Below are 18,359 nucleotides of genomic sequence, written 5' to 3' on the forward strand. Positions count from 1 at the left end.
CATGAACGATTTTACGATGAATGATTTGATGGGGCTACTGCCTTATGCACCAATCATTGCGGTAGTTATTACAGTATTGGTGGTGATGATTGCCATCACGATGAAGCGCTCACATATGGTGACCGGTACGATTTCGGTCATCGGTCTCAATATCGGTCTGTTTATTTTGCTTGGGCAAATGGCAGGTATAATCGATAGTGGCACACTGGTGCCAGCGGCTGAGCAGTTATTTGTGATTGATAATTTTGCTCAGTTTAACATGGTGATTATTTTTATCTGTGCATTGGCTTGTTGTACGTTGTCTTATGCGTATTTAGCAAACCTCAAGGATAATAAAGAAGAGCTGTATTTGCTCATGTTGCTATCGACGATTGGTGCACTGCTTATGGTTTGCGCCCAGCATTTGGCATCATTCTTTATGAGCCTTGAGATGCTATCGATACCTCTATATGGCATGTTGTCCTATACCTATATGCGCACCCGTTCGCTTGAGTCAGGGCTGAAATACTTAGTGCTATCAGCAACAGCATCGGCAACGCTGCTGATGGGTATGGCATTTATTTATGCAGAAGTCGGTTCGCTCGCCTTTAAGCCTATTAGTTTAACTTTGGCTGATACGTTTGAATCGCCACTGTTAATCTTAGGTGCAGCGATGATGATGTTTGGTATCGCCTTTAAACTCTCTGCCGCACCCTTTCATATCTGGACACCTGATGTCTATGAAGGTGCACCTGCTCCTATCGCCACTTATCTGGCCTCGGTATCAAAAGTAGCGATGATGGCATTGGCAGTACGATTTTTAATTGATACCTCATTATTGGCATTGCCATCGGTACAGATGCTATTGATGGTGATGGCAACCTTGTCTATTTTGCTAGGTAACTTACTCGCCGTACGCCAAACCAGTCTCAAACGCTTGCTTGGTTATTCATCGATTGCCCATATGGGCTATGTGCTAATCGTAATCGTGAGCATTGGTTCTGCTGCTGATAGTATCTCTAGTATGTATATGGCAATTTATGCCTTTACCTCTATCGGTGCCTTTGGTGTCGTGACCTTGATGTCTAGCCCTTATCGTTTATCTGGTGAAGCCGATCAATTGATTCATTATCAAGGATTGTTCTGGAGACGTCCGGTATTGACTGGTGTTATGACTATCATGATGCTATCTCTAGCGGGCATTCCATTAACCGCAGGCTTTATCACGAAGCTGTTTGCGATTCTTGCTGCAGTACAAGGGACCAATTGGTTCTTGGCAGCGATGATTATCCTCGGTAGTGCGATTGGCTTGTTCTATTACTTGCGCGTCTTGCTCACGCTATTTAAACGTCCAAAACAATTTATTGAATTTGACGTCTCGAAACAGTGGGGTCTACGTACTGGTGGTATCATGGTCATTGCAGTCACGGCGATCATCTTGTTCTTTGGCGTATTACCAAACAGTATGATTGAATGGGCAAGTTTGGCACGTATTTGGTAAATAGCAAAAGGGTAAGTAGGGGTATGCTGATACCGCTGCTTATCTGTTATTACGGTCAGAAACCCAAGATGCGCCCGCTTTATGATAAGCTTGGCGCATCTTTTTTTTGTGTTGTTTAAATTTTATAAAAATAAATGTTAATAAAATATAAGTGATTTATGACTATGAGCGACAATATTCAAACCGTAACAGTGCTAAGCAAAACCACTTGGACGCCAAATTTATTTAGCTTTACCGTCAGCCGTCCGGATAGCTTTAAATTTACGGCTGGGCAATTTGTACGTTTGGGTGTTAATCCCAGTCATTTAAACTACTATAAGCAGCAAGGCGAAGCAGGCAATGATGTCGCTAATGACGCACTAAACGAAGATATTTTTCGCGCTTATTCGATTGTATCTTCACCCTTTGATGAAGTATTAGAGTTTTTCTCTATTGTCATTCCTAATGGTGCATTTACCTCACAGTTGCAGCACTTAGAAGTAGGCGATGAGCTGCTGCTTAATACGATGCCTTTTGGATTTTTAACATTGGCGCGTTATCAAAAGCCATTACCAAAGGATTTATGGTTGCTGGCTACGGGCACTGGTCTTGCGCCTTTCTTATCAATGCTGCAAGATTTAAAGACTTGGGAAGATTACGAGCATATTATCCTCGCATATAGCGCGCGCTCGATAGAAGAGTTGGCGTACGTTGATAAGATAAAAAGTCTGCAAGAAGACTTTGGCTCCTTGGTTGATAATCCTGCAAAATTAATCTTTATACCGGTTGTTACTCGTGAGCCTATCGAAGATGCACTGACAGAGCGCCTGCCAAAATTGCTACTAGATGGAACGCTACAAGAGCGCGCAGGCATTGCTTTAGATGTCGATAGCACGCACGTTATGCTCTGCGGCAACCCAGATATGGTAGAAGATACCAAAGAGACGTTAAAGAGCTTAGGACTGGTGATGAATCGCCGCGGAGAAGGCAATATTGCGGTAGAAAATTACTGGTAAAACTGTTATTTCTTATCATCTAATCTAAAGCTTTTAGCAAAGGAAAAATGCTGTATCTTGAAGACTCTCGTCTGGCAAGATACAGCATTTTTTATAATAGTTGACAGTTATAAGATAGCAAAGTAATAATAGCTGAGAGTTTATGATGTTCTAAACTTGGCTTGCTACATTTTCTGTATCTAGTGGATGGACAGGACCTTGTACTTGTACTGGTTCGTCTTTTTCGCTGATAATATCTTCATTGCTACTTGAGGATAATAAATCGCGATAATTAATCTGCGCTTTCAAAATCAATTGTTCTTCTTCAAGCTCACCATAGTTAACTTGTGCCTTATGTAACATGCCGATAATTTTCTTATTACTCTTCAGCCAACGATTAATATCAATATAAATAATCTCGTTTTTGGCGCGTGCAATATCGATATAAGATAGGATAAAGCCCAACGGGTCTTTTTTCAGGATACGGTGGTAAAACCAAATAAACAGTTTGATACCTTGACGTTTAAGATAGGACTCACAGCGCAGATTTAGGATATCGGTATAGGTCAGTTGCCCAAAAACAAAGCGCTGTACATTGCGATCGAGCTGCGCATGTACCAGACGAAAGTTACTCGCGACCTCTGCATAAATGCCACCGGCATCGACCGTGCAGTATAAGCGGAACCAGTCTTCATGTATCTCAACACGCAGCTCTAAGATGGCTTTGACATTATCCGTGACATAAGTTTTTAGCGCATCATTGACGTAGGCTTGTGTCAGCGGTAGCGCCAGCTCATCTTCTAGCTTATCGGTTGTACGGTTGTATAAGTCTTTAATAGATTGGGTCAGGCGATCCCAACCATCGCTGAATGATTCATCAAAGCGGTAGCCGAGATTCTCAAAAAAGTCATCAAAGTTGTCTGAATGATCGACATTATCACTCATATTATTAAAGCTACTCAAACTTATTATCCTTATCATTATAAAAGCGTGACCGATACCAAACAGTATATATCAAAAACGAGGCGGGCAAAATGAACGTCTATTACTCATCAGCATACCTTTATTTTCTATATCAAATGCGCTGGGCTTATGCGATGAGTGCAATTTAGAGCATACCTCTCACTGTAAGCAATGATAAATTGTTGAGAAGTTACTGTGAATTTACGGTATACGGTTGTGCTAGCGAGACAATTCTATGTCATGTTATGATGGCGCCGGCATGGGCAATAGATATGGATATTACCACGTTTATTGATGACCGCCTTTATATTCATAAGCTGAGACTGACTGCGGTGTATATTAAAGACTCACAAAGCTACCATTTTTCAGCGCAAGCACCAAAACGTGATATCAGCTTGCCGATGGCGATTGTTATTGCCATTAGCCTGCATGCGTTGATTATTTTCGGTATCAGTTTTTCGATGGGGCAAGACCCTGCCGGATTGATGCAAGACGTTGCTAAAGCCCTAACGGATAATATGCAGCCAAATGAAGATGCGCAATTTATTGCTGATGCCTCGCAACAAGGCGGCGGTACCGTGCAAGAGCAATTGCGTCAAGAAACCGACCAAAGCAGCCCGTTATCTGCTGAGCAAATGAGTGAGACGCAAGATGTGATTCGCTTACAGCGCCAAGTACGCCAGCAGCATTATCAAGAAAGCTACCTGCGCACCACCCTAAGCTGGCGTCATGCAAGCGTAGAGTCTGACAATGATAGTAAGCAAGCGCAAGATGATATGAGGGTGCAAGAAGAGCGCCTGCGTAAGCAGATAGCTACCTTGGAGGCGCAACTGTCTCAGCGTCAGCAAACTTATGCCACCAAATCAAAAGTAGTGACCATGGACAGTAATTCAACGACCCATGGCGCGGCGGCCGATTATATCAATACCTTTCGTGAGCATGTTGAGCGCGTTGGCAACCTTCAATATCCTGCTCAAGCACGAGCGCAAAATATTACGGGCGAAGTGCGTTTAATGGTGATTATTGCTAACGACGGTAATACCAAAGCCATCCGTTTGCTTGAGAGTTCAAATTCAACTATCTTAGATGAAGCGGCTAAACAATCAGTCAGGCAAGCCGCGCCATTTGGTAAATTTACCGCAGATATGAAAGACATCGTTGAGTTGCGTCTGATACGTACCTACCGTTATAGTGATATCGTAGAAGTGACGTACTAGAAGAGTTAACAGCAGCCTTGTATTTTTAACGTATTAACTAAAACAGTAAATAGATAACACCCAGATATAGAGTAAAGAGTTTATATGGAATTTTTAGGTTTTACCCTTGATGTTGCTACCTTAACCAATAACGCTTTGAGCATTGCTGCCAAAGTGGCATTAGCGCTGCTAATATTTATGATAGGGCGCTGGCTTGCCAAAAAAGCCGTCACATTTGCTCACGGCATAATGTTGCGTAGTCGTTTAGATGAGACAGTCGCTAGCTTTTTAGGTCGTTTGATTTACGGTGTGCTATTGGTTGTGGTCGTTTTGGCTGCTTTGAGTAAAGTTGGCGTGCAGACCACTTCAGTCGTGGCTATCTTGGGCGGTGCAGCGGTTGCGATTGGTTTATCACTGAAAGATCAGCTGTCTAATTTTGCAGCGGGCATTATGATTGTCACCTTTCGCCCCTTTGTACGCGGCGATTATGTGCAAATAAGCAGCTATACGGGTACTGTGACAGAAATCACTTTGGTAAATACCCATCTAACGACGATTAACAATCATGATGTCATTATTCCTAATAGCGATATCACCACTTCAGCGGTTGTTAATTACACCGCATTGCCCAATCGCCGCGTCGATATCACTGTTGGTATTGGTTATGATGCTGATATCAAAACTGCCAAAGATGTTATGCTAAATTTGGCAATCAGTAATCCGAAGGCGTTTACTGATCCTGCACCGGTTATCCGCGTCACTAACTTGGGCGATAACTCCGTTGATTTAACTTTAAACGTTTGGACGACTAATGACGACTGGTGGTCAATGCAGTGCGATCTATTGGAACAGTTTAAATACGCGCTGGATGATAATAAAATTGATATTCCGTTCCCGCAGCGTAATGTCCATGTTAAAGGGCTTGACCAGATGATTAATCAGATGGACCAAGCACAAAAACTACTAACGAAAAAAGATTAGTTATAAGGGTTTGGGATATTGAGCCCTGCCAAAATTTCAATCTCAAAGCGCTCCATCTCATCTTGCTCGGCTTGGCCGAGCTCATGATCGAAACCGAGCAAATGCAGTATGCCATGAATTAATAAGTGGCTAATATGCTGCACAACTTCTTTGTTTTGCTCTGCTGCTTCACGTATCATCACCGCATGGCAAATGATTAGCTCTCCAAGCGGTAGTGTTGGCATCAGTCCAATAATTGCTGCTGGCAGGTCGCTTGGATAAGAGAGGATATTGGTTGCATAATCCTTTTGACGGGCTTCTAAATTCAGCTCGCGACCTTCATCTTCATCCGTAATATAAATATCGAGCACCTTAATCTTCTCTTGCCACTGCTCAGCATCGATATCGTCAAAGTATGGCAGTATCAGACCACCTTTTACCTGCTCATCGATATAGTTAAGTGTCGCCGCTATTACAGACAGCAGCTGCTCCCGACTGTAAAAACTATCAAGTGTCTTGTCATCGATAAGCTCACTGGCACTAATATCAAGCGCGTCTAAGCTATTGTTCTCATTAGAATTATCATTAATGTTGTTGCTATCATCACTATTGCTGTCTTGGCTCATACCCTAATCCTTTTTTATATCAATTAAAAAATATCTAACAGTAAAAAACCGGATATAAAATCCGGTGTCTTTCTAATATAGGCTTATCAAGATAGATTAGAATTTGGCTGCTGCATCAGCAACTATCTGTTTGCGCTCTTGCTCTTTGATACGTTCAAACTTGCGCTTTTCCTGCAAGGCAAACTGCTCGTCATCATAGACATCATAAGCTTCAACGATTTTCTGTACCAATTGATGGCGTACGACGTCTTTTGAATCAAACTTAGTGATATGAATCTCTTCAATACCACTTAAGATTTCCATCGCTTGTGCCAAGCCTGACTTGCTGCCACGTGGCAAATCTACCTGTGTGATGTCACCGGTAATGACCGCGCGCGAACCAAAACCTAAGCGCGTCAAAAACATCTTCATTTGCTCAGGTGTGGTGTTCTGCGCCTCATCCAAGATCACAAACGAGTTATTTAAAGTACGACCACGCATATAGGCAAGTGGGGCAATTTCAATGATTTGCTTTTCAATCATCTTACCGACTTTCTCAAACCCAATCATCTCATATAGCGCATCGTATAAAGGACGCAAGTATGGATCGATTTTTTGCGTCAAATCACCCGGCAAAAAGCCCAGTTTTTCGCCAGCCTCTACCGCAGGACGTACGAGCAAAATTCGTTCAATCTCATTGCGCTCAATCATATCAACTGCACAAGCAACCGCGAGATAGGTTTTACCAGTACCGGCAGGTCCAATACCAAAGGACACATCAGACGATAAAATATCTCTGACATAACGCTGCTGATTGCCACCGCGTGGAATGATTTTGCCATTACGGGTACGCAAGCTGATAGGCGTAAATTCGCTTGGGGCGTCTAAGTCTTCATCATTATCCTCTAGCTGTGCTGCATCTTCTTCAATATCTTCATCGCGCGCGAGGCTTGATTGAATGATGAGATGCAATTCTTCGGCGCTGATGTCTTTAGTGTTTTGCGCTTCATCGACCATTTTATAAATAATACGTTCGCCGCGCTCAACACCCAATATGTCGCCACTTAGACAGAAGTCGCCTTGGCGTTGGCTGATTTTAATATCGAGGCGTTGTTGAATGTATTTCATGTGATTGTTGTATTCACCAAGCACGGTTTTGAGCTGTGCTGGGGTCAAGGATTCAAATTTTATACGGCGGCTCATGGAGTCAGTCAAGCGATTATCCTTGTGTTGGTTGCCCGCTGCTATGATTATTGCTTCTATGCTGCATAGTCAGACGAACTTCAGAGATAAAATAGTTAGTCGTGCTTTATGTTCTTTGGTTGATAGCTTTTAGCGTACGGCTTTTAGATAATAGAAAATGACGGCAAAGTAGCTGTTAGTTTAATGAATAGTAAGTTTGATGAATAATAAATAAATTTCCTGTCTTCATTATGGTAGATAGAATTTAAATTTCAAGCTATATAGATGTATGCATGGCTTTGTTTTTGTATGGCGATTGCAACGATAGATAAAAGCATTCAGCAGTCACACTGAAAGAATTTTTTATAGCTGCTACTGATACCGTCAAGACCACAGAATAATAGGCAATTTGTGGTAATCTATTGTTTAGGCGATAACGCTATAGTCAGTTTTATATGAAAGAAATACAAACATTATAACGTGCTACTAGAATTAATTTTTCTTGCTTGCTGTGCCTAGGCAGACAGAAGCTGCGAATAATTAATTCCAGTAGCACTGTATTCTTTTAAAGGTGCATCTACTATATTAGAAATTTTTTAATATGTTCAAAGAACAATAGGTTTTTCAATAAAATAAAATTTTGAGTGAATAATAATCACGTATAAATGCGTGCTAAATCGGCAATGATAGGAATAATAATGATGCAAACTACTGAAGAAAATCTGTCAAAATCTAACAATATTAAACATGCTGCGATGACTGAGCAGCAGGTACTTATCGCTGGTGGCGGTCATGTCGGCTTATCTTTTGCGTTGCTACTAGCAAACCATGGTATCGCCAGTACGTTGCTAGAGAAAAACAGCTATCCGACCATCAGTCCAAATGATGATAGCAATCGCAGCCACTATTTAGACAGCCGTAATACGGCATTGTCACGGCGTACAGTACAGATTTATCAAGAGATCGGGCTGTGGGATGAACTACAAAGCCATGCCTGCCGTATCGATGCCGTACAGATTAGTGAACAAGGTAGCTTTGGGCGCGCGCAGTTAAATAAAGCCGATGAACAAGTTGAGTCGTTTGGACAAGTGATGGAAAATGCGTGGCTTGGGCGTAAGTTGCTCCTTGCTGCCCAGCAAGAGCCACTGATTACGCTCATTGATAATGCAAATGTAATAGCCGTTGACCAGAAAAGTGACAGCGTAACCCTAAGTTTTAGCTACTATGGTGAAGAAGAGCATGAGCAGCAATTGCAGGGTAGTGTGTTGGTCGCCTGTGATGGGCGCGACTCTACCGTGCGTCAGTTATTAGATATCGGTACGACTACTTATGATTATAAGCAAACGGCTATCGTCGGCGTGGTAGAAACGGACAAACCACATGAGCATAATGCGATTGAGCGTTTTAGTCCTGCCGGACCACTGGCAGTGTTGCCATTAACGGATCCAGAAGGCGACGGTAATGACGAATATCAGACTGGCTATAGACGTTCAGTCGTTTGGGTCTGCCGAACCGGAGAAGAGACGCAATACTTAGAGGATGACGCGCATTTCTTAGCGACTTTGCAGCAAGCTTTTGGTCAGCGTGCAGGCACGTTTAAAACTGCTGGTCGCCGTGGTGCATATCCATTGACACGGGTGCTGGCAGATAAACAAGTGGATGGTCGCTGCGTTATCATGGGTAATGCAGCGCACACCCTGCATCCAGTAGCAGGACAAGGGTTTAACCTATGTATGCGTGACGCTCATGTACTGGCACAAATGATGCACGCGCAAGTACTAAAAGGCGAGGACATCGGTAATCCTACATTACTAAAGCGTTATGAGAAAGCCCGTCAAACTGACCAAAAACGTGTCATACGCTTTTGTGATGCAGTGGTACATGGCTTTACGCATCCAAATGCAGCCGTGAAGCTGGCACGTAATGTCGCTTTGATTGCCTTTGATAAATTACCAAATATTAAACCATTAATTGCCAATTATGCGATGGGTCTAAAGTCTTAGTATTGATAAGCCATTAAAAGAATTCAAAAATCTAACTGCTGCTAATTATTAAAAATATCAGCGGATAATTCAAGTAGCGAAACAAAGGATATTTTATGAAAAATAACCATACGCTGATTATCGGCGGCGGTATCGTCGGTGCAACGCTTGCTCTCAAACTGGCACAAGAAAATAAGCCGGTGACACTCATTGATGCGCGCCCAAAGCGTAACGAGGAAGATTGGCAGCAAGTACTGGGTCAACGCGATGCCCGTGTTTATGCATTGAGCCTTACCAGTATCGAATTATTAAAAGAGGTTGGCGCTTGGCAAAAAATAGCAGCGTCAAGTCGCACAGCCGATTACTCACAAATGCAAGTCTGGCAACTAAACGGTAGAGGCGAGCTACTGTTCGGCGATAGTGGTAATAATAGTGATGACAGTAATCAAAATTCTGAGCCAAAAATGCTCGGTAGTATGGTTGAGCCTGCAGTTATCGAATATGCCTTATGGCAGCGTTTATCTGCCTCTGATGTCAGTCAATACCTAACCGTTATCGACGGACAAAAGGTTGTCGATATGGATTGGCTAGGTGCAACGCAAGGCTACCGCGTGACTTTGGATAACGATACCGTGATTGACGCGCGTTTATTGGTCGGTGCTGACGGTCGTGGCTCATTCGTGCGCAAGCAAGCAGGTATTGAGCTTGATATTCTTGATTATAATCAAACCGCGATCTGTTGTGCGATTCAAACTGAAAAGCCACATCAAGCAACTGCTCGTCAAGCCATGCTGCCGACTGGTACATTGGCATTATTGCCGCTCGCTGATATCACCGATGAAGACAAAGCCAACCCACAACATTGGCAGTCTATCGTGTGGACATTACCACGTAATCAAGCATTGGCACTGGTAGACGAACACCCACGCTACATCGCTGATAAATTGGCTGCTGCCAGTCATTATGAGCTTGGCGCTATCCATAAAATTGAATCAATCGCCAGTTTTCCGCTAGCGGCGCAGCAAGCAAAGACTTATGTCTCGGATAATTTAGTATTGATTGGTGATGCGGCGCATGGGGTGCATCCACTTGCTGGGCAAGGGCTCAATCTTGGGATGCTCGATGTAAAAGCATTAAGCAAACAATTGGCGCATGATTATAACCGTAGTGGCGGGACGCTTTGGGGTACCAATCAAACCTTGCGTAGCTATGAGCGCTTGCGTCGTCCGCATAACAGTCTGATGATGCACAGCTTTTCGGCGCTTAACTGGCTGTTCGCTGGCTCGCTGGCTCAATTGCATCCTATCCAACAACTTCGTAATGAAGGTATGTATCGGGTTAGTAAAATCAAGCCATTGATGCGGCTGTTTGCTAAGCAGGCGAGTGGGGTTTAGGGTTTTAGACTTAAGGAAGAGTAGAGTATGAACGTTAAATTATGGACAATAGCGCCGATGATGATAGGCTCTTTAGCTCTGACAGGTTGTCAAACGGCTGATTTGCCTAAGCAAACAAGTCAAACTATCAATATGCCAACGGTTTCGGTTAATTTGGATAGCGACAGCGATGGTGTGCTTGATGAGTTAGATGAATGTCCAGGCACACCATATAACATAGTTATAGATAAAAGGGGCTGTCCGCATTCCTTACTTTTTGGTGAAAACGAATTTAGGATGGAAGCTAGAGCCTATTATGATGAAAATAGTAGTGAGATAAAAAGTGAGTATTATGAGCAGCTAGATAACGCAGGCAAAAAAATGCAAGATCATTTGGACGCTGTTATGCATATCGAAGGGCATATATCGGAGCGTGAAGACAATAATGCCAATCAAACATTATCAAGATACCGTGTGGAAGGGATTAAAAATTATATGACCATGACATATAATATTGATCCTGATCGTATTAATACCTTTTACTATGGATCAGAGCGTCCAATTGCGACAAATAATGCCGAAAATAGTTGGCTTAACCAGCGTATTTATGCGCTTATTAGCAATGTTGAGTAATATATTGAGCGTTTCAAAAAATCGAAAATGATGGCAAATAAAGCTGTAAGTGATTCTTAATGAAGAGAATAACAATGACAAATAGAAACTACAGAAATTTATTGCTATTAGCATTATCTATAACGCTAGCTGGCTGTCAGACTACCGAAATTGTACCGTCAAAAACCACACATCAATATGAAAATATCAGGACGATGCAAGCAGAGATTGATTCAGATGGCGACGGTGTTTCGGACAAATTGGATTATTGCCCAAACACACCTCCAAACGTTATGATAGATGAAAACGGCTGCCCACCTTCATTAGAAATTACTGACAAGAATTTCATAAAAGGAGAAGTTAGAGCCTATTATGATGAAAATAGCAGTGAGATAAAAAGTGAGTATTTTGAAGAGTTAGATAGAGTAGGTGCGCTAATGCAAAAGCGCTTAGATATAGTGATAGTTATTGAGGCTCATATAAGTGCACGTGAAGAAAAGAGAGGTTATCAAACCCTCGCCAGCAATCGTGCCGAAAGATTTAAAAACTTTTTGATTTCTAAATATCGAGTCAATTGTAATCGCATTAAAACTCATGGTTATGGGGCAGAGCAACCTGTTGCTTCTTCTGATATTGAAGAAACTGACCGATACAATCGTCGCCTATATGCAGTGTTCATTGACACCAAAAATAATGTTGAAAACTTCAATAATAGTAATGGAGAAAGCTGTCAGTTATTTTGAATGTAGTGACTTATGAAAGTTGTAAGCAATCACCCCAAAGACGAAAACAATACCATTAGCACGGGCGCGACAATATTAATAATAAAACCAAAGCTAATCGCCAATGGCACCACTTTTAGACCGCCCGATTGCTGAATGATTGGCAAAGTAAAGTCTAAACTGGTCGCACCGCCAAGTCCAACCGATGCAGACGGATATTTACGCATAAAAACGGGGATAAATATCAACGCAAAGAACTCACGTATCAAGTCGTTAAATAGCGCAACACTGCCCCAAATCGCCCCATAAGCATCCGTCATCACAATCGCAGATAGCGAATACCAGCCAAATCCTGACGCTAGTGCTAAGCCCTTCGTCCAAGAGACATCGCTAAACATCAGTGCAAAGATAAGCCCGCCAACTAATACCGATAATGTAAAAATAATACTCATCTCGACACCGCGTTTATTAAGCAGCACTTCTTTTAGAGTAATACCCGAGCCTTTTAGTCCAATACCAACCAGCAAGATTAATATCATTAGCATGACCGTCATGGTGTTTTCAGGCGGTATATAGTTGGCTGGCAAGAAATAACCGATCACAAAACCTATTACTACACAGATGACTTGGGTAAGGCTACCGCGAATACTGACGCGATGCTCTTTAGATTTAACACTGGGTTTTTTGGCATGCCACGGGCGCAAACGGTCAAACAGCATTAGCCCAAATAATCCAGTTCCAATTGTCAATATTGATAATATCGTGACATACAGTGCGATTTCACCTACCTGACTGCCAAGTCCCTGGACTTGTGCCAGTTCAATACCAATCAAGCCTAAAATAATAAAGACCAGATAAGACAAGCCTTTATCGGCAATTTTGGTCAAGGTTGGATTGGATGGAATGGCAAAGCCAATAAACATTGGCATTAAAACCAAGACAAGGGTAACTAAGCTTTGCATGGTAAAGGGCTCGCGGCATTTTTAAAAGGTGTTTTAACAAATTGTTTTTAGGAAGGGTTTTTTAATAAGGCAAGGATTGTAACATATTAGTATAATAATACTGACATGAGCAGACAAAATTCATTGAATTGCTGCTGGTCAAAGCTTTTTTTATGAGCTTCTCTATATGCTAGACCAGCAGTGCCGCATTGATTGAATATAAAGCCACTATACTGCTTGTTCGGATTGGACAGATTTATGATGTTTCTGAATTTCTGAAATGGGATTATTGATACCAATTATTGGGCGAATAGCTTGATTTGATAATGGCTCAATCACACTAATGCGAGCAGTGGCTGCTAGGTTGGGATAGTCTTTACGATAGTGTCCGCCACGACTTTCAAGGCGCTGCCAAGCAGACTGAACGATTAAAGTCGCTAATTGTAACTGTCTTGCTAATTGAAAGTGTGCAAGTTTATCAGTGGTCATAGCGTCGTCTGAAGCATTTATATTGGGCTGACTTAACTCAGATTTTTCAAGCCACTGTTGCCATTGCTGTATCTGTATCAATATTTGCTCTAATGATTCGGCAGTGCGAGTAATACCCATATATGAGGTCATTAAAAATTTTAATTCTGTAATGATTTTGCTAGCCTGATTATTAGTATCTATATTGCTATCAGTGTCCTCGTAATCAGCTGAAGTCAATGGACGTGTAATAAAAGAAGAGAGCGTAATGGCTTGAATATCTTTGAGTGTTGGTGGTGTCCAAATGGTAGATGTTGGTAAATATGAGCGCTCATAAATGGCAGCAGTATCTAAATTCTCTAATGTTTTTAAATAGCGAGGCAAGTCAGCGGCGATATTACGCCCAACCACCACGCATTCCAATAATGAATTACTTGCCAAGCGATTTGCCCCATGTAAGCCTGTATAAGCGACTTCACCAGCGGCATAAAGACCTTCTACATCGGTTACGCCATTAGCATCAGTGATCACGCCGCCACAGCTATAATGGGCGGTTGGGGCAACCGGAATTGGCTCTTTAGTTATATCAATATCAAGTGCTAATAGTGTCTGATAAATCTGAGGGAAATGCTCTTGCAAAAATTCCGCTGGTAAGTGACTGACGTCAAGATGAACGTAGCCAAGTCCATTCTTATTAATCTGCTCAGCGATGGCACGGGCGACGATATCTCGCGGTGCTAACTCTGCACGTGCGTCAATCTCTAGCATAAAGCGTGTGCCAGTTTTTGGACAATATAAGCGTCCACCTTCACCGCGTAAAGCTTCAGAAATCAAAAAACTGCTATCTCCTAGTGCTAGACCAGTCGGATGAAATTGGATGAATTCTAAATTTGCCAAACGGCAGCCTGCTTGCCATGCCATCATAACGCCATCACCGACACAGACGTTGGGCGCGCTGGCTCGTTGAAATAATTGGCCTAAACCGCCACTAGCCAGTACAACCGCGCGACTATGAAAGGTAAGTTTGCACTGGTTAATATGATCAAAAACTTGTGCACCTTGGCAACGGTTATCACTGTTGTCAGTTAATAAATACAGTGCTTCATGGTAGGGCAATATAGTGATATTGGAAGCGGCTTGCACTTTTATAGTCAAGGCCTCCATGATATGTCGACCCGTTGCATCGTCAGCATGGGCAACGCGTCTACAACCATGACCACCTTCTTTGGTCAGATGTAAGTGAGAGAGGTCAAAACCCGCCTTTATATAATTTTCTGATTCTTGCTGGGGAATTTGAGTAAAGGGTACGCCTTGCTCACATAGCCATTGAACCCCTTGTTGTCCAGCGTTTAGAATACTGGCAGTATTATCCGCTGCACATAATCCTGCACCAGCGATTAGTGTATCAGCAATATGGTCAGCGACTGAGTCATTTTTGTCCAAGCTTGCGGCGATACCGCCTTGGGCGTAATGGCTTGAGCTAACTTCCAATGCAGCTTTACTTAATATGGTAATGCTCAGCGACTCTGGTAAAGCAAGCGCGGTGCTTAATCCTGCAAGCCCAGCCCCAATAATAAGTACCTCTGTCTCTACGACAGAATCAGATTTCTGATGCACATTACAGTTATCTTTGCCATTTAACCAGTTCGCGCTCATATTATGCTGCTCCAACATTCGCAAACAATGCACGGTCTTGGACGATATCGCCGCTTGCTGCTACCCGCTGTTTTTGTGACTCAGCAAAATCAAGCATACGTTGTAATGGCATTCTAGCTGCGGCTGCCAGCTCAGCCGTCATTAATACTTCACCGCTATTATTAATCAAGCATTGCTCGATACCTTGTAGACCATTCATCGCCATCCATGGACAAAACGCACAGCTTTTGCAGCTTGCACTTTCGCCCGCAGTCGGTGCAGCCAAGAAGCGCTTGTTTGGCGAGCGCTTTTGCATCTCATGCAAGATACCCAAGTCAGTTGCGACGATAAAGGTATCGGCATCCATCTCATAAGTCGATTGCAACAGCTTACTGGTCGAGCCAACTACATCGGCAAGCGCCACGACACTATCTGGAGATTCAGGATGTACCAAGACTTTTGCTGTCGGATGTTCAGCTTTTAATTGTTCAAGCTCAGTGGCTTTAAATTCGTTATGTACCATACAAGAGCCTTGCCAGAGCAGCATATCTGCCCCAGTCTCACGAGCGATGTATTTACCCAAATGACGGTCAGGACCCCAAATGATAGGCTCACCTCGTTCTTGCAAATGTCGAATGATATCGATACCAACTGACGAAGTTACTACCCAGTCAGCACGTGCTTTCACCGCAGCGCTAGTATTGGCATAAACGACAACCGTACGCTCAGGATGAGCATCACAAAAGGCAGAAAACTCATCGGCAGGACAGCCCAAATCAAGCGAGCATTCTGCTTCTAAGTCTGGCATCAGTACTGTTTTTTCCATACTGAGTATCTTTGCCGACTCACCCATAAAGCGTACACCTGCAACTATCAGTGTTTGTGCACTATGCGCCTGACCAAAGCGCGCCATTTCAAGCGAATCACCAACACAACCGCCGGTTGCCAATGCCAAATCCTGAATAAAAGGGTCGACATAATAATGCGCCACTAAGACGGCGTTATGCGCTTTTAACAACTGCTTAATATTTTCTTCAACTTGCAGTCGCTCACTACGCGGCAAGTCTGCGGGCATTTTTGCTTTGGCATATTCGATATTCATTTGCGTGGCAATGCGATTATCGGCACTCATAATCGGTGCGTCATACGGATACGTTTTCATAAGTGCAAACCTTTCATGCAATAACGACACGTTAATTGCCGTTAAAAGTGGGTCAAGTAAATAGCGCTAAAAAATAAACTGTTTTAATTATGCTCATTTTGAGCATAAATACAAGAAATTTTTTATACGTTTATTATTTATGCAGGACTCATTTTGTATAATTACAACCACAAGCTATGATAAGCATTGATTCAAGCTGTCAAAAAACGAAAGAGGACTCCAACCGAGATAGTGTGGAGATGAATTTCGTATTTGTTTTTAGCCTTGTTGATTTTGAATATACTGCTTAATAACTTCCAATGACGCCCCACCACAAGACCCTGCAAAATATGAGCGAGACCAAAGTACAGGCTTGGAATAAGCTCCTCTTAAATCCAAAAATTCACCCCTCATTCGTCTACTTGTGACTGACTTCAGGTTATTAACCAACCTGCTCAATTGCACGGTTGGTGGGTACTGAATAAGCATGTGAATATGATCAGCCTCGCCATTACACTCCTTTAGTTCGGCATCGAATTTTTTGCATATCTCGGTGACACACTCATGGAAATAATTGCAATGTACCTCGCCAAGCACCTTCTTTCGATACTTGGTAATAAAAATTAAGTGAACATGAAGATTGAAGGCAGCATGGCGATTTTTGTATATCTCACTCATTGCAATAAAAACTCTTAAATGCTAGCATTATAGTGATAATATCAAATACATACTCATTAATAAAGAGAGTATTTATGAAGATCAACAAGGCGTACAAATTTAGGCTTGAGCCTAATGCGGAGCAACAGGTTATTCTAAATAACTTTGTTGGCTCTGCGCGTTTTGTTTGGAATCAAATGCTGGCAATCTCGCTTGAGATGTTTGCTAAAAATGAGTTTATTAATGCGACCAATCTCGTTAATAAAATCATGGAGGTTAAGAATAATCCTGATTTTGAGTTCTTAAAAACCCACTCAAATGCGGTGTCCTTACAGCAAAAGATTCGTGATCTAGCATCGGCTTGGTCGCGTTTCTTTGATCCTAAAGTTCATATCAGGTTAAAAGAAAATAAGAAGATGCCTAAAAAAGCCAAGTTCTTTAAATTAGCTGATGGCACAGAAATTCAGCTACGCCCGTTGATGCCAAGATTTAAGCGCAAATCCGATGGCCGAGATTCAATCAGATTGGTTCAGTTTGATAAATACTGCCGCATTAAGGGCAATCGTATCAAACTGCCTAATGGCATTGGTTTGGTGAAATTTAGAAAGTCGCAAGATATTATCGGCACCATCAAAAACGTTACCATTAGCAAGAAATCGGGGCACTGGTACGTATCGTTTGGTACTGAGCATGAGGTTGAAAACCCACGACACCCTGCTACCAGCGCACTAGGTTTGGATTTGGGCATCACAAAGTTGATCACCACCTCAAACGGTGCGACCATCAAACCAAAGAATAGCTTTAAAGCCAATCAAGTGAAACTTGCTAGATTGCAGCGCCAGCTGGCAAAGAAAGTAAAATTCAGTGAAAACTGGAAAAAGCAAAACGGTAAGATTCAAAAATTGCATCATCATATCGGCAATGTTCGCCATGACTATTTGCATAAAATCACAACCACACTCAGCAAAAGCCACGCCATGATTGTCGTTGAAGATTTAAAAGTCAGTAATATGTCGAAATCAGCCAGCGGGTCGATGGAAAACAAAGGACGTAATGTCAAAGCCAAGTCGGGATTGAATAAATCAATTCTGGATCAAGGTTGGGGCATGGCTATTGATATGCTTGAGTATAAACAGCACTGGCGCGGTGGGTTGCTGATCAAAGTAAACCCAAGATTTACCAGCCAAACCTGCTTTGAGTGCCAACATGTTGCTAAAGAAAACAGACAAACTCAGTCAAAATTTGAGTGCGTCAAATGTGGTTATATTGCGAACGCAGATTTCAATGCTGCGCGTAATATATTAGCGGCAGGACATGCCGCTTTGTCTGTGGAGGGAGGATGCAGTAAAGGTCGCCCAATGAAACAGAAAACTTGTGACACTCGTGAGAAAGTCACCTAAGAGCTAACGCTTTTAGAATTCCACACTTGAGCTTTTCGAAAGTGGCGGGAGTATGTCAAACTGAGCAT

16 protein-coding genes are annotated in these 18,359 nt (G+C 42.5%); 9 read left to right on the top strand and 7 right to left on the bottom strand.

Features of this window, described 5'->3' with window-relative positions:
- The first annotated feature begins 1 nt into the window (after nt 1).
- Entirely contained in the window at nt 2–1,480 is a 1,479-nt protein-coding gene (locus H0262_RS10430; protein WP_181210704.1) for an NADH-quinone oxidoreductase subunit N, read from the top strand.
- A 164-nt stretch (nt 1,481–1,644) separates the two neighbouring features.
- Nucleotides 1,645–2,475 carry a ferredoxin--NADP reductase gene (locus H0262_RS10435; RefSeq protein WP_020442877.1) on the top strand — a complete coding sequence of 277 codons (831 nt, stop codon included), beginning with the start codon at nt 1,645–1,647 and terminating at the stop codon, nt 2,473–2,475.
- Nucleotides 2,476–2,625: 150 nt separating this feature from the next.
- Here the strand turns inward: H0262_RS10435 and H0262_RS10440 are convergent, their stop codons facing one another.
- On the bottom strand, nt 2,626–3,435 hold the full coding sequence (locus H0262_RS10440) for a hypothetical protein (RefSeq protein ID WP_181210705.1): 810 nt from the start codon (nt 3,433–3,435) through the stop codon (nt 2,626–2,628).
- A 227-nt stretch (nt 3,436–3,662) separates the two neighbouring features.
- Between H0262_RS10440 and H0262_RS10445 the strand changes: the two genes are divergently transcribed.
- Complete coding sequence (locus tag H0262_RS10445; protein ID WP_181210706.1) at nt 3,663–4,634, top strand: energy transducer TonB; 972 nt, start codon at nt 3,663–3,665, stop codon at nt 4,632–4,634.
- Between the two features lie 84 nt (nt 4,635–4,718).
- Nucleotides 4,719–5,594, top strand: coding sequence for a mechanosensitive ion channel family protein (locus tag H0262_RS10450; RefSeq protein ID WP_181210707.1), 876 nt, complete (start codon nt 4,719–4,721; stop codon nt 5,592–5,594).
- On the opposite strand, the gene ybeY is transcribed toward H0262_RS10450, so the two are convergent.
- Together ybeY and H0262_RS10460 are read right to left on the bottom strand one after the other, a co-directional pair.
- Complete coding sequence (gene ybeY / locus H0262_RS10455; protein WP_181210708.1) at nt 5,591–6,199, bottom strand: rRNA maturation RNase YbeY; 609 nt, start codon at nt 6,197–6,199, stop codon at nt 5,591–5,593. The genes H0262_RS10450 and ybeY overlap by 4 nt on opposite strands.
- Before the next feature lie 96 nt (nt 6,200–6,295).
- The gene (locus tag H0262_RS10460; RefSeq protein WP_181210779.1) at nt 6,296–7,381 is read right to left on the bottom strand and encodes a PhoH family protein; all 1,086 of its coding nucleotides are present in this window, start codon (nt 7,379–7,381) and stop codon (nt 6,296–6,298) included.
- A 680-nt stretch (nt 7,382–8,061) separates the two neighbouring features.
- Between H0262_RS10460 and H0262_RS10465 the strand changes: the two genes are divergently transcribed.
- The 4 genes from H0262_RS10465 to H0262_RS10480 all read left to right on the top strand — a co-directional run bounded on the left by H0262_RS10465 (nt 8,062) and on the right by H0262_RS10480 (nt 12,070).
- A complete protein-coding gene (locus H0262_RS10465) occupies nt 8,062–9,363 on the top strand; it encodes an FAD-dependent monooxygenase (RefSeq protein WP_259275456.1) in 1,302 nt (433 codons plus the stop codon).
- Between the two features lie 95 nt (nt 9,364–9,458).
- On the top strand, nt 9,459–10,736 hold the full coding sequence (locus H0262_RS10470) for an FAD-dependent monooxygenase (protein WP_181210710.1): 1,278 nt from the start codon (nt 9,459–9,461) through the stop codon (nt 10,734–10,736).
- A 27-nt stretch (nt 10,737–10,763) separates the two neighbouring features.
- On the top strand, nt 10,764–11,348 hold the full coding sequence (locus tag H0262_RS10475; protein WP_181210711.1) for an OmpA family protein: 585 nt from the start codon (nt 10,764–10,766) through the stop codon (nt 11,346–11,348).
- A 74-nt stretch (nt 11,349–11,422) separates the two neighbouring features.
- The gene (locus tag H0262_RS10480; RefSeq protein WP_181210712.1) at nt 11,423–12,070 is read left to right on the top strand and encodes an OmpA family protein; all 648 of its coding nucleotides are present in this window, start codon (nt 11,423–11,425) and stop codon (nt 12,068–12,070) included.
- 29 nt (nt 12,071–12,099) lie between these two features.
- On the opposite strand, the gene H0262_RS10485 is transcribed toward H0262_RS10480, so the two are convergent.
- The 4 genes from H0262_RS10485 to tnpA form a co-directional block, all read right to left on the bottom strand.
- Entirely contained in the window at nt 12,100–13,011 is a 912-nt protein-coding gene (locus H0262_RS10485; RefSeq protein ID WP_181210713.1) for a lysine exporter LysO family protein, read from the bottom strand.
- A 207-nt stretch (nt 13,012–13,218) separates the two neighbouring features.
- Nucleotides 13,219–15,114 (bottom strand): L-aspartate oxidase, encoded by a 1,896-nt coding sequence (nadB, locus tag H0262_RS10490; RefSeq protein WP_181210714.1) that lies wholly within the window; start codon nt 15,112–15,114, stop codon nt 13,219–13,221.
- A 1-nt stretch (nt 15,115) separates the two neighbouring features.
- Nucleotides 15,116–16,255 carry a quinolinate synthase NadA gene (gene nadA / locus H0262_RS10495; RefSeq protein ID WP_181210715.1) on the bottom strand — a complete coding sequence of 380 codons (1,140 nt, stop codon included), beginning with the start codon at nt 16,253–16,255 and terminating at the stop codon, nt 15,116–15,118.
- A 258-nt stretch (nt 16,256–16,513) separates the two neighbouring features.
- Nucleotides 16,514–16,912, bottom strand: a complete 399-nt coding sequence (gene tnpA, locus H0262_RS10500) for an IS200/IS605 family transposase (RefSeq protein ID WP_181210716.1) — start codon at nt 16,910–16,912, stop codon at nt 16,514–16,516.
- 74 nt (nt 16,913–16,986) lie between these two features.
- On the opposite strand from tnpA, the gene H0262_RS10505 reads away from it, so the two are divergent.
- The gene (locus H0262_RS10505; RefSeq protein ID WP_181210717.1) at nt 16,987–18,291 is read left to right on the top strand and encodes an RNA-guided endonuclease TnpB family protein; all 1,305 of its coding nucleotides are present in this window, start codon (nt 16,987–16,989) and stop codon (nt 18,289–18,291) included.
- Nucleotides 18,292–18,359: the final 68 nt, after the last annotated feature.

This window comes from Psychrobacter sp. D2 (assembly GCF_013608135.1).
GTDB lineage: Bacteria > Pseudomonadota > Gammaproteobacteria > Pseudomonadales > Moraxellaceae > Psychrobacter > Psychrobacter cryohalolentis.

Coding starts and splice junctions, on each gene's coding strand:
- H0262_RS10465 (WP_259275456.1), top strand. CDS start 8,062: ATGCAAACTACTGAAGAAAATCTGTCAAAATCTAACAATATTAAACAT.
- nadB (WP_181210714.1), bottom strand. CDS start 15,114: ATGAGCGCGAACTGGTTAAATGGCAAAGATAACTGTAATGTGCATCAG.
- H0262_RS10460 (WP_181210779.1), bottom strand. CDS start 7,381: ATGAGCCGCCGTATAAAATTTGAATCCTTGACCCCAGCACAGCTCAAA.
- tnpA (WP_181210716.1), bottom strand. CDS start 16,912: ATGAGTGAGATATACAAAAATCGCCATGCTGCCTTCAATCTTCATGTT.
- H0262_RS10445 (WP_181210706.1), top strand. CDS start 3,663: ATGATGGCGCCGGCATGGGCAATAGATATGGATATTACCACGTTTATT.
- H0262_RS10475 (WP_181210711.1), top strand. CDS start 10,764: ATGAACGTTAAATTATGGACAATAGCGCCGATGATGATAGGCTCTTTA.
- ybeY (WP_181210708.1), bottom strand. CDS start 6,199: ATGAGCCAAGACAGCAATAGTGATGATAGCAACAACATTAATGATAAT.
- H0262_RS10430 (WP_181210704.1), top strand. CDS start 2: ATGAACGATTTTACGATGAATGATTTGATGGGGCTACTGCCTTATGCA.
- H0262_RS10470 (WP_181210710.1), top strand. CDS start 9,459: ATGAAAAATAACCATACGCTGATTATCGGCGGCGGTATCGTCGGTGCA.
- H0262_RS10440 (WP_181210705.1), bottom strand. CDS start 3,435: ATGATAAGGATAATAAGTTTGAGTAGCTTTAATAATATGAGTGATAAT.
- H0262_RS10505 (WP_181210717.1), top strand. CDS start 16,987: ATGAAGATCAACAAGGCGTACAAATTTAGGCTTGAGCCTAATGCGGAG.
- H0262_RS10485 (WP_181210713.1), bottom strand. CDS start 13,011: ATGCAAAGCTTAGTTACCCTTGTCTTGGTTTTAATGCCAATGTTTATT.
- nadA (WP_181210715.1), bottom strand. CDS start 16,255: ATGAAAACGTATCCGTATGACGCACCGATTATGAGTGCCGATAATCGC.
- H0262_RS10480 (WP_181210712.1), top strand. CDS start 11,423: ATGACAAATAGAAACTACAGAAATTTATTGCTATTAGCATTATCTATA.
- H0262_RS10450 (WP_181210707.1), top strand. CDS start 4,719: ATGGAATTTTTAGGTTTTACCCTTGATGTTGCTACCTTAACCAATAAC.
- H0262_RS10435 (WP_020442877.1), top strand. CDS start 1,645: ATGAGCGACAATATTCAAACCGTAACAGTGCTAAGCAAAACCACTTGG.